Annotated in this window: 9 protein-coding genes and 1 pseudogene; 7 read left to right on the forward strand and 3 right to left on the reverse strand. The window is 71.4% G+C overall.

What is annotated here, in order from left to right:
• Positions 1–1,005 (forward strand): annotated as a pseudogene (locus SSOG_RS35590) (zinc-binding dehydrogenase); the annotation flags it as partial.
• On the opposite strand, the gene SSOG_RS35595 reads toward SSOG_RS35590, so the two are convergent.
• On the reverse strand, positions 1,002–1,520 hold the full coding sequence (locus tag SSOG_RS35595) for a DUF402 domain-containing protein (RefSeq protein ID WP_009719111.1): 519 nt from the start codon (positions 1,518–1,520) through the stop codon (positions 1,002–1,004). The pseudogene SSOG_RS35590 and the gene SSOG_RS35595 overlap by 4 nt on opposite strands.
• Positions 1,521–1,592: 72 nt before the next feature.
• Here SSOG_RS35595 and SSOG_RS35600 point away from each other — a divergent pair, with 72 nt between their 5' ends.
• Positions 1,593–2,219 (forward strand): TetR/AcrR family transcriptional regulator, encoded by a 627-nt coding sequence (locus SSOG_RS35600; protein WP_039939451.1) that lies wholly within the window; start codon positions 1,593–1,595, stop codon positions 2,217–2,219.
• A gap of 16 nt (positions 2,220–2,235) precedes the next feature.
• Here the strand turns inward: SSOG_RS35600 and SSOG_RS35605 are convergent, their stop codons facing one another.
• Together SSOG_RS35605 and SSOG_RS35610 are read right to left on the reverse strand one after the other, a co-directional pair.
• A complete protein-coding gene (locus SSOG_RS35605; protein WP_009719113.1) occupies positions 2,236–2,697 on the reverse strand; it encodes a MaoC family dehydratase in 462 nt (153 codons plus the stop codon).
• 158 nt (positions 2,698–2,855) lie between these two features.
• Complete coding sequence (locus SSOG_RS35610) at positions 2,856–3,473, reverse strand: hypothetical protein (protein WP_009719114.1); 618 nt, start codon at positions 3,471–3,473, stop codon at positions 2,856–2,858.
• A gap of 188 nt (positions 3,474–3,661) precedes the next feature.
• Between SSOG_RS35610 and SSOG_RS35615 the strand changes: the two genes are divergently transcribed.
• From SSOG_RS35615 to SSOG_RS35635, 5 genes are all read left to right on the forward strand, one after another.
• On the forward strand, positions 3,662–6,487 hold the full coding sequence (locus SSOG_RS35615; RefSeq protein ID WP_039939453.1) for a penicillin acylase family protein: 2,826 nt from the start codon (positions 3,662–3,664) through the stop codon (positions 6,485–6,487).
• A 140-nt stretch (positions 6,488–6,627) separates the two neighbouring features.
• Positions 6,628–7,680 carry a LysR family transcriptional regulator gene (locus tag SSOG_RS35620; RefSeq protein ID WP_050800055.1) on the forward strand — a complete coding sequence of 351 codons (1,053 nt, stop codon included), beginning with the start codon at positions 6,628–6,630 and terminating at the stop codon, positions 7,678–7,680.
• A 306-nt stretch (positions 7,681–7,986) separates the two neighbouring features.
• Positions 7,987–8,763 (forward strand): SDR family oxidoreductase, encoded by a 777-nt coding sequence (locus SSOG_RS35625; protein WP_009719117.1) that lies wholly within the window; start codon positions 7,987–7,989, stop codon positions 8,761–8,763.
• Entirely contained in the window at positions 8,760–10,403 is a 1,644-nt protein-coding gene (locus SSOG_RS35630; protein ID WP_009719118.1) for a class I adenylate-forming enzyme family protein, read from the forward strand. Before SSOG_RS35625 ends, SSOG_RS35630 begins: the two co-directional genes overlap by 4 nt.
• A 26-nt stretch (positions 10,404–10,429) precedes the next feature.
• Complete coding sequence (locus SSOG_RS35635) at positions 10,430–11,023, forward strand: TetR/AcrR family transcriptional regulator (protein ID WP_039942228.1); 594 nt, start codon at positions 10,430–10,432, stop codon at positions 11,021–11,023.
• Positions 11,024–11,091 lie beyond the last annotated feature (68 nt).

Consider the following 11,091-nt stretch of genomic DNA (forward strand, 5'->3'; position numbering starts at 1 on the left):
CCGCGGCCGGGGTGTGTCACTCGGATCTGTCGCTGTCCAACGGTAACGCTCCGCCAGCCCGTCCCCGCCGTCCTCGGCCACGAGGGCTCGGGCACCGTGACGGCGGTCGGCGACGGCGTGACGGGGGTCGCCCCCGGCGACGCCGTCGTCCTCAACTGGGCCCCGTCCTGCGGGAGATGCCACTACTGCGGGCTCGGCGAGCCCTGGCTGTGCGCCAAGGCCGGGGACGCCGCGGCGCTGCCGTACGCCACGCTCACCGCCGACGGCAGCGCGCTGTACCCGGGTCTTGGCACGGCCGCGTTCGCCGAGGAGACCGTCGTACCGGCGCACGCCGTGCTCCCGCTGCCGGACGGTGTGCCGCTCACCGACGGCGCCCTGCTGGGGTGCGCGGTGCTCACCGGATACGGCGCCGTCCACCACAGCGCCCAGGTACGGCCCGGCGAGTCCGTCGCCGTCTTCGGCATCGGCGGGGTCGGCCTGGCCGTGCTCCAGGCGGCGCGCCTCGCGGGCGCCGGGACGATCGTCGCGGTGGACGTATCACCGGCGAAGGAGGAACTGGCCCGCGCGGCGGGCGCGACCGAGTTCGTCCTCACCGGCGACGGAACCGGCACCGGCGAGGGCGATCCGGCGAAGCGGATCCGCGCGCTCACCGGCGGCCACGGCGCCGACGTCGCCATCGAATGCGTCGGCCGCGCCGACACCATCCGCGCCGCCTGGTCCGCCACCCGCCGCGGCGGCCGCACGACCGTCGTCGGCATCGGCGGCAAGGACCAGAAGGTCACCTTCTCGGCGCTGGAGCTGTTCTACTTCGGCCGCACCCTCTCCGGCTGTGTCTACGGCAACAGCGACCCGGCCCGCGACCTCCCCGTCCTCGCCGAGCACATCCGCGCGGGACGGCTCGACCCGTCGGCGCTGGTGACCGAGCGCATCGGCCTGGACGGCATCCCGGCGGCCTTCGACGCGATGCTCGCGGGACGCGGAGGACGGGCCCTCGTCGTCTTCTAACCCGCGGTCCCGTCCGCCACCATGGCCAGCCACGGCCGGTACGCCGTCCCGAACGGTTCGGCGCCGCCCCCGACGGCCTCCATCAGCCACCGCCCCGCCGCCTCCGCCTGCGCGATGACGTCCGCCGGATACCCGTACCGCACCTGGTGCTCCGCGAACTCGTCCTCGTCCACCAGCAGCGTCGCCCCGGCCCGCTTCCGGAGCACGTCCAGATCCAGGTCGACCATGGTGACCTCGTCCGGGGAGACCCACTCCACCGGAGTGGTGATGTCGCAGTACACCTCGGTCGAGCGCGGCGGGGCGTTGAACACCGCCGTCCACCACGTCCCGCGCGGGAAGAGGGCCACATGGGCGCATTCGATGGGCACCTCGGGGCCGTCCCCCTTGCGCATCACCGAGTCGGCGGGCAGCCCCAGCCACACCCCGTGCTCGTCCTCCCCCAGCCTGCGCATGCGCAGGTTCCAGTGCAGAGTGCCGTCGTACTTCCGGTAGTTGACCTGGACCTGAGATGACATGCGGGGGATCCTAACGCGCGCCCCTGACACGTGTCCTAAGCGCTTGCTCACCCTCCGTGTAGGGTGTCCGCCATGGACGTGGAGCGGAAGAACGCCGGGGGCCGGGCCGAGGCGTGGGGAGACATTACGCCGGACGCGGCCCGGCGGCTGGTGAGCGCCGCCGTGCACGCCTTCGCCGAGCGGGGCTATCACGCCACCACCACGCGGGACATCGCCGGGCGCGCCGGGATGAGTCCGGCCGCCCTCTACATCCACTACAAGACCAAGGAAGAGCTGCTCTACCAGATCAGCAAGGTCGGTCACCGGCTCGCGCTGGACATCCTGGAGGAGGCGCGGGACGGGGAAGGGGCGCCCGCCGAGCGGCTGGCCACCGCGGTGCGGGGCTTCGTGCGGTGGCACGCCGAGCACCATATGACCGCGCGCGTGGTGCAGTACGAGCTGGGCGCGCTCGGCGAGGAGCACCACGCCGAGGTCATCGCCATGCGCCGGGCCACGGACGCGGCGGTGCGCTCGATCATCGAGGACGGGGTGGGGGCGGGCGCCTTCGACGTGCCGGACGTACGGGGCACCACGGTCGCGGTGCTGTCGCTCTGCATCGACGTCGCGCGCTGGTTCAACGCGCGGGGGCGCAGCACCCCCGACGAGGTCGGTGACCTCTACGCCGGGCTGGTGCTGCGCATGGTCGGCGCGGACTCCTAGAGGCGCCTAAAGGCTCCTAGAGGTAGTAGCGGGCCACCGTTTCCGCCACGCAGGCGGGCTTGGCGCTGCCCTCGCGCTCGATGGTGATCGTGAGCGTCAGTTGGAGTCCGTCCTTCACCTCGGACACGTCGGTGATGCGGCCCGTGGCGCGCAGCCGGGAGCCGACCGGGACGGGAGAGGGGAAGCGGACCTTGTTCGTGCCGTAGTTGACGCCCATCCGTACGCCTTCGACCCCCAGCAGCTGCGGGGTGAAGAGCGGCACCAGGGACAGCGTGAGATAGCCGTGCGCGATGGTCGTGCCGAAGGGACCCGCGGCGGCCTTCTCGGGGTCGACGTGGATCCACTGGTGGTCGCCGGTCGCCTCGGCGAACAGGTCGATCCGCTTCTGGTCGATCTCCAGCCAGTCGCTGGGGCCGAGTTCCTCGCCGACCGCGGCGCGCAGTTCCTCGGGCGAGGTGAAGATCCTGGGCTCTGCCATGTGTGCTGCCTCCCGGGCGACTGGCGATGCGGCTAAGCGACTGCTCAGCATGCTCGGGTGACCTGGCTCCTGTCAACGCGCCGTGCGCGCACCCTCGGCTTTCGGGGCGCGCCCGCCGGGCGCCGGCGGACGCGCCCCCGGCCCGGGGCCGGGCGGCCTCAGGCCGCCGCGTACCGCGTCACCGGCACGCGGGCGGCGCGCCGGGAGGCCGTCAGTGCCTCGGTGGTGAGGAGTGGAACCGGCACCACGATGCCGCAGTCCTCGCAGACCGGTCCGGCCACGGGATAGCGGTCCAGGTCCTCCCGCCAGACCAGCCGTTCCTGGGCGCAGACCGGGCAGGCCGATCCCGGGCCCGCCTCCATGGCCACGATCAGCCGCCGCAGGACGTCGGCGAGGCGGCCGTCGGGATGGGTCGAGGGAGATTCGCACGGCATGATGTCGCAGCCGCCCCAGGTGTGCAGGTGCCAGTCGTCGACGGCACTGGGCTGACGGATGCCGTGGTGTTTCTCCAGCCTGCGCCGGGCGGCGAAGTCCGCCTCGTACGCGAGCCACAGGGTGCGGGCCTCCTCGAGTTCTTCGAGTGCCGTGATCAAACGTGTGGGTTCAGGCTGACGGTCCTCCGGGGTGATCCCGGTCCTGGCGCACAGATGGTGCCAGGTCGCCCGGTGCCCGTACGGCGCGAACCGTTCCAGGCATTTGCGCAGCGAGGTGCGCCGGGCGGTGACGTGTCTGCGTGGATTACGAACCTCTCGTGCGAGTGCTCTGAAACCGGCCACTTCTTACCACCTCCGCGTTGTGCGGACCCGACTCGTTGTCGAATGGACGTAACGCAGCGCGATCCGGATCCATCGTGTTTCCAGAAAGTCGCGGAGCAATCTCTGGAAGGAAGTTGACGGCCGCTCATCTTCCGGCGTTGTTGTACCGCCGGTAACCTCCCCCTCAACTGCATCCGGGAGGAGCGGATATGCGTTTCAGAACCGGCAAGCTCACCCGTGTCGCGGTCGCCGCGGCCGCGGTACTGGCGCTCGGCGCCACGTTCGCGGCCCCGCTGCCGCAAGAGGCCCAGGCGGCGCCCGCCGCCCAGGCCGCCACCGACTACTGCGGCGGGCAGTGTTCCGACATCCTGCCGCCCGGCGCGACCGGCAACGCGACACTGGCCGACATCCTCGCCAACCGGGTGTTCGGTACCCGCCCCGCGCACAGCGCCGACCAGCTCGGCCCGTACAGCGACCTGGCCCAGGGCTATCCCACGCTCACCGACGACAAGCTGAACGGTTTCTTCAACGACTCCTCGTTCGGGGTTCCGGCGGACCAGGTCGAGTCGGTCACCAAGCCCCGCGACGACGTCACGATCACCCGGGACAAGAAGACCGGCGTCCCCCACATCCAGGGCACCACCCGCGAGGGCACCGAGTTCGGCGCCGGATTCGCCGCCGCCCAGGACCGGCTGTGGCTGATGGATCTCTTCCGCCATGTGGGACGCGGCGAGCTGACCTCCTTCGCCGGGGGCGCCGCCTCCAACCAGGGCCTGGAGCAGGACTTCTTCCGCCAGGCGCCGTACGCCGAGGCCGACTATCAGGCGCAGATCGACTACATCCTGGCCACCGGCGGCGAGCGCGGAAAACAGGCGCTGGACGATGCCCAGGCGTACGTCGACGGGATCAACGCCTACGCCAAGAAGGCGAAGGACGGTCGCTACTTCCCCGGCGAGTACGTGCTCACCGGACACATCGACGCGATCACCAACGCCGGTGAGATCCAGCCGTTCAAGCTCACCGACCTGATAGCCCTGGCCTCCGTCGTCGGCGCGCTCTTCGGCAACGGCGGCGGCGGCGAGGTGGAGGGCGCGCTGTCGCTGCTCGCCGCCCAGCAGAAGTACGGCCTCGAAGAGGGCACCAAGGTGTGGGAGTCCTTCCGGCAGCGCAACGACCCCGAGGCCGTGCTGACCGTCCGCGACGGCAAGGGCTTCCCGTACGCCGACAAGCCCGCGAACGCCCAGGGCACCGCGATGCCCGACCGGGGCTCCGTCAGCTCCGAACAGCTCGTGTACGACCGCGAGGGCAGCGCCACCCCGGCCAAGGCCGACGCCCGCACCAAGGTGAAGGCGCCCGCCAAGCTCGACAAGCTGCGCGGCATCTACGACGACGGGGTGCTGCCCCGCGATCTGTTCAGCCGCAAGAAGGGCATGTCCAACGCGCTGGTGGTCTCCGGCAAGTACACCGCCGGCGGCCACCCGGTCGCCGTCTTCGGCCCGCAGACCGGCTACTTCGCCCCGCAGCTGCTGATGCTCCAGGAACTCCAGGGCCCCGGGATCAGCGCCCGCGGCGCCTCCTTCGCGGGCGTCGGCATGTACGTCCAGCTCGGGCGCGGCCAGGACTACGCGTGGAGCGCCACCACCTCCGCCCAGGACGTCACCGACACCTACGCGGTCGAGCTGTGCTCACCGGACGGCTCCGCCCCGTCCAAGGACGCGACGTACTACCGCTACCACGGCGACTGCCTGCCCATGGACAAGCTGGAGCGGCGCAACGCCTGGAAGCCCACGGTCGCCGACTCCACCGCCGCGGGCTCCTACCGGATGCAGGTGTACCGCACCAAGTACGGCCTGGTGACCCATCGCGCCACGGTCGGCGGCAAACCCGTCGCCTACACCTCGCTGCGCGCCACCTACCGCCACGAGGCCGACTCGATCATCGGCTTCCAGATGCTCAACGACCCGGGCTACGTGACCGACGCGAAGTCCTTCCAGAGCGCCGCCCAGCACATCAACTACACCTTCAACTGGTTCTACGCCGACTCCCGGCAGGCCGCCTACTACAACAGCGGGCTCAACATGCGGCGCGCCGACGGCGTCGACCCGTCGCTGCCCGTCAAGGCCGACCAGGCGTACGAGTGGCGGGACTTCGACCCGGCGGTCAACACCGCCGCGTACACCCCGCCCGCCGAACACCCCCAGTCCATCGACCAGGACTACTACATCAGCTGGAACAACAAGCTCGCCAAGGACTACAGCGCGGCGGGCTTCGGCAACGGCTCCGTGCACCGCGGCAACCTCCTCGACGACCGGGTGCGCGCCCTGGTCAAGAAGGGCGGAGTGACCCGCGCGGCACTCACCCGGGCGATGGCCGAGGCCGCCGTCACCGATCTGCGCGGCGAGGACGTGCTGCCGGAGCTGCTGAAGGTGCTGCGCAGCAAGCCGATCGACGACCCGGCGCTCGCCACCGCCGTACAGCGGCTGGAGTCCTGGCAGGCGGCGGGCTCCCAGCGCCGCGAGACCAGCGGCGGATCGAAGACCTACGGTCACGCGGACGCCGTGCGCATCATGGACGCCTGGTGGCCGCTGCTGGTCGAGGCCGAGTTCAAGCCGGGTCTCGGCGGTGAGCTGTACGACGCGCTGCGCACCAACCTGAGCGTGGACGAAGCACCCTCGGCGGGCCACGGGCCGACCGGTTCGCACGCCGGGTCGTCCTTCCAGTACGGCTGGTGGTCCTACGTCGACAAGGATCTGCGCGCGGTGCTCGGTGAGGACGTCAAGGGGCCGCTCGGCAAGCGGTACTGCGGCGGCGGCGAGCTGAGCGCCTGCCGTGACGCCCTGCTGAGCAGCCTCAAGCAGGCCGCCGCCAAGCCCGCCACCGAGGTCTATCCCGGCGACGACAACTGCGCCGCGGGCGACCAGTGGTGCGCTGACTCCATCATTCAGCGCACGGTCGGCGGACTGACCCACGACAAGATCAGCTGGCAGAACCGTCCCACCTTCCAGCAAGTGGTGGAGTTCGCACGCCACCGCTGAGCGCGAGGCAGTTCCGGTATTTCCCGTTGTTTCTCTGGTGAATTCCGGAATATCCCCGCCGGACCCGGCAGGGAAATGCGCTGCACTATGCTCGGAAACGTCAGGGCGCGTTTTCTTGTACGGGGGAGCAGAAGACCGGAATGTCCTCAAGCGATCGGTGGCAGTACCCCGCGGCGCTGCTGGACACGACGATGGATCAACTCCGCACACTGCTCGCGGTCCATGAGACCGGTACGGCGCTCGGCGCCGCCCGGCTGCTGGGCCGCGAGCAGTCCAGTGTGCAAAAGCAGCTCGACACGATGAACCGGAACTTCGGCACGCTGTGCGGAGAACCGCTCGTCCTCAAACGCGGCCGCAGCCGGAATGTGCTCTTCACCGCCACCGGCGAGAGCCTCGCCGAACTCGCCCGCGGCACGCTGCGCGGATGGCAGGAGGAACTGCGCGACTGCCGCCGCCGGCTCGGCGGCCGGCTGGCCGTCGGTTCCACCCGATACACCCTCGGCTTTCTGCTGAATGCCGTGGAACTGGTCACCGCGGACTTCGAGAGCCGCGGCGTCGAGCTGAAGGTCGAGCACGTCCGCACCAGGGACCTGCTCGACCGGCTCGGCTCCAAGGAACTCGACCTGGTCTGCGGCAGCGTCCTGGCCGACGGCAGCCGGAACCGCGAACTCGACGGCTTCGAGGTGATGGAGTGGCGGCGCAGCGGCCTGTCCCTGGTCACCAACCTCGGCGACGGCGAACTGCCCGGCCCCTCCGTCGCGGTGAGCGCCCTGCCCGGGGTGCCGCTCGCGGTCTCCGCCGACGGCCTGATCCCCGGCTTCCTGCGCGGCTGGTTCGGCGGCCGCTACCGCCAGGAGCTGCACATCGCGGCCGAGATCGACACCGTGCAGTACGGCCTCGAACTGCTCTCCTCGGGCGTGCTGCGCGGCGCGGTGCTCGTCACCCAGGGGATCGGCGACGCGGTCGCCGACGGGCGGCTGCGGACCGGCGCCGGGCTGCGCACGCTGGAGCTGGCCGATGACATCGCGCCGGAGCTGGACGTGCTCGTGGGGGTCTTCGTACGGGCCGGGGAGCGCGCCGCGCAGGACGACGACCATCCGCTCAATGTGCTGTGGAACGCCCTCGCGGGGGAGAACGCCCGCTGGCGCCGCGTCATCGGCGACCAGCGCCCCGGAGGCCCGCGCGCCCGGTAGGGGGTGTCCGCAAAGTCCCGTCGGGCCCGCGACGCCTGGCACGCACGCTCGCTGCGTTGTCGGGCGCGTCCGAGTAGGCCCACTACGAGGACGACCCTCCGCCTTGCGATCGCACGCACCAGACGCCGCGGGCTGATCCAACGCGACTTTGCGGACACCCCCTAGCCGGACCCGCCCGGTCGGCGCGACGTCATCCGCCGGTCGGCTTCGCGCCCTCTTCCCTTCAACATACCGACTGGTTAGTCTGCCGGTGCGGCCGGGCCGATCCGGGCCGACGGCCGCGCCGCATCCGAGGAGCGTCTCATCGTGGATACCGTGCGTGGAGCGCGAGTTGTCGTCACCGGGGCGGGAGGCGGCATCGGCGCCGCCCTGGCCCGCCGCTTCGCCGCCGAGGGCGCCAGGGTCGTGGTCAACGACCTCGACGCGGCCGGGGCGGAGACCGTCGCCGCCGAGATCGGCGGCACCGCCGTCCCCGGTGACGCCTCCGGGGTGGTGCCCGCCGCCCGTGACGCGCTCGGCGGCGGCATCGACATCTTCTGCGCCAACGCGGGCGTCGGCCACGGCGGCGGCCCCGAGGCCGACGAGGCGCTGTGGGCCGAGGCATGGGACGTCAACGTGATGGCCCACGTCCGGGCCGCCCGCGCGCTGCTGCCCGACTGGCTGGAGCGCGGCGAGGGCCGGTTCGTGTCCACCGTGTCCGCCGCCGGGCTGCTCACCATGGTCGGCTCGGCCCCGTACAGCGTCTCGAAGCACGCCGCGCTCGCCTTCGCCGAATGGCTCTCGGCCACCTACCGCCACCGCGGCGTCCAGGTGCACGCCGTGTGCCCGCAGGGCGTGCGCACCAACATGCTGGAGGACAGCGGAACCGCCGGAGACCTGGTGCTCCTGCCCACCGCGATCGAGCCGGAGGCGGTCGCCGACGCCGTACTGAAGGGCATCGCCGAGAATCAGTTCCTGATTCTGCCGCACCCCGAGGTGGCCGGGTACTACGCCACCCGCGCCACCGACACCGAGCGGTGGCTGCGGGGCATGAACCGCGTGCAGCGCACCCTGGAAGAGACCGAAGAGAGGCCACCGCGATGACGTCGTACCAGGACCAGCCCTGGCTCGCCACGCTCAACGAGAAGCAGCGCGAGCCGATCACCCCGCGGCCGAGCGTGCTGCACGCCTTCCGGGAGGCCGTGCGCGACGCCCCGGACCACCCCGCGATCGCCTACTTCGACGGCCGGGTCACCTACCGCGAGCTGGACGAGCTGTCGGACGGGCTGGCGGGCCACCTCGCCGGGCGCGGCTTCGCCCCCGGCGACCGGCTCGCGATCATGCTCCAGAACACCCCGCACTTCGTGATCGCGCTGCTCGGCGCGTGGAAGGCGGGCGCGGCCGTGGTCCCCGTCAACCCCATGTACAAGGGCGGCGAACTCACCCACATCCTGACCGACGCCGAGGTCACCGCGCTGGTGTGCGCCCGCACCGGCTGGGAGGCGTACATACGGGAGACGGCCGCGGACACCCCGGTGCGCATCGCGCTCACCGCCGACCCGTACGACTTCCAGACCCGCAACGACGAGCGGGTGCTGCGCGACGAGCGCATCCCGGTCCCCGAGGACACCGACGACCTCCTCGTGGCCGCCCGCGCCGGCGCCCGCCCGCCCGCCGTCCATGAGCCCGCGCCCGGCGACACCGCGCTGATCAGCTATACGTCGGGGACCAGCGGCACCCCCAAGGGCGCCATCAACACCCACGTCAACGTCTCCTACAACGCCGACCGGCAGCACCTCCTCCATGAGCTGCCCCCGGGCTCGGCGATCTTCGCGCTGGCGCCGCTGTTCCACATCACCGGCATGGTCTGCGAGTTGGGCGCGAGCCTCGCCGGGGCCGGGACGCTCGCGCTGGCGTACCGCTTCGAGACTGGTGTCGTTCTGGACGCGTTCGCCGAACACCGCCCCGCGTACACCGTCGGCCCCTCCACCGCCTTCATGGCGCTGATGGCCCATCCGCAGGCGACCCGCGACCACTTCTCGTCCTTCCGGATCATCTCCTCCGGCGGCGCCCCGCTGCCGCCCGCGCTGGTCGATCGGTTCGAGTCGGCCCTCGGCCCGTATCTGCACAACGGCTACGGGCTCACCGAGTGCACCGCCCCCTGCGCCAGCGTCCCGCCCGGGGTGCGGGCCCCCGTCGACCCGGTCTCCGGCACCCTGGCGGTCGGCGTGCCCGGCGCGGACACCGTCGTACGGATCGCCGGGGACGACGGGAAGGACCTGCCGTTCGGCGAGCCCGGCGAGATCGTGGTGAGCGGCCCCATGGTCGTCCCCGGCTACTGGCGCCGCCCCGATGCCACCGAGGCCGGAATGCCCGGGGGCGAACTGCGCACCGGTGACATCGGCTTCATGGACGCGGACGGCTGGCTGTACGTCGTCGACCGCAAGAAGGACATGATCAACGCCTCTGGGTTCAAGGTGTGGCCGCGCGAGGTCGAGGACGTGCTCTACACTCACCCAGCCGTCCGCGAGGCGGCCGTCGTCGGCAAGCCGCACCCCTACCGGGGCGAAACGGTCAAGGCGTACGTGAGTCTGCGGCCCGGGGCCGAGGTCACGCCGGACGAGCTGGCCGCCTATTGCGCGGACCGGCTCGCCGCGTACAAGTACCCGCGGGAGGTCGACATCCTGCCCGAGCTCCCGAAGACGACCAGTGGGAAGATCCTCCGACGAGAACTGCGAGGATGAGAACGGAAGAGAAGCGGGTGGCGACCATGGCCAGAACGACGAACGGCGACGGACAGCCGGTGCCGCGGCGGCTGCTGGCCGCTGCCACCCGCCTCTTCGCGGAGCGCGGGTTCGACCGGACGTCCGTCCAGGAGATCGTCGAGGCGGCGGGGGTCACCAAGGGCGCCCTGTACCACTACTTCGGCTCCAAGGACGATCTGCTCCACGAGATCTACGGCCGGGTGCTCCGCCTCCAGCAGGAACGGCTCGACGCCTTCGCGGACGCGGACGCCCCCGTAGAGCAGCGGCTGCGGGGCGCGGCGGCCGACGTCGTCGTGACCACCATCGAGAACCTCGACGACACCACGATCTTCTTCCGGTCGATGCACCACCTGAGCCCGGAGAAGTACAAGCAGGTACGGGCCGAGCGGCGCCGCTACCACGAGCGGTTCCGCGCGCTCGTGGAGGAGGGCCAGCGGACCGGGGTGTTCAGCGCCGACACCCCGGCGGACCTGGTGGTCGACTACCACTTCGGCTCCGTGCACCACCTGGGCACCTGGTACCGCCCCGGCGGCTCCCTGGCCCCCCAACAGGTGGCCGACCACCTGGCCGACCTCCTGCTGCGCGCGCTGCGGCCGTAAGCGGCAATCGCCGGACGGGAAGTGCAAACGCCGGACGGGCGGGAAATCCAGCCCGTCCGGCGTTTTGA

The organism is Streptomyces himastatinicus ATCC 53653, from assembly GCF_000158915.1.
Lineage (GTDB): Bacteria > Actinomycetota > Actinomycetes > Streptomycetales > Streptomycetaceae > Streptomyces > Streptomyces himastatinicus.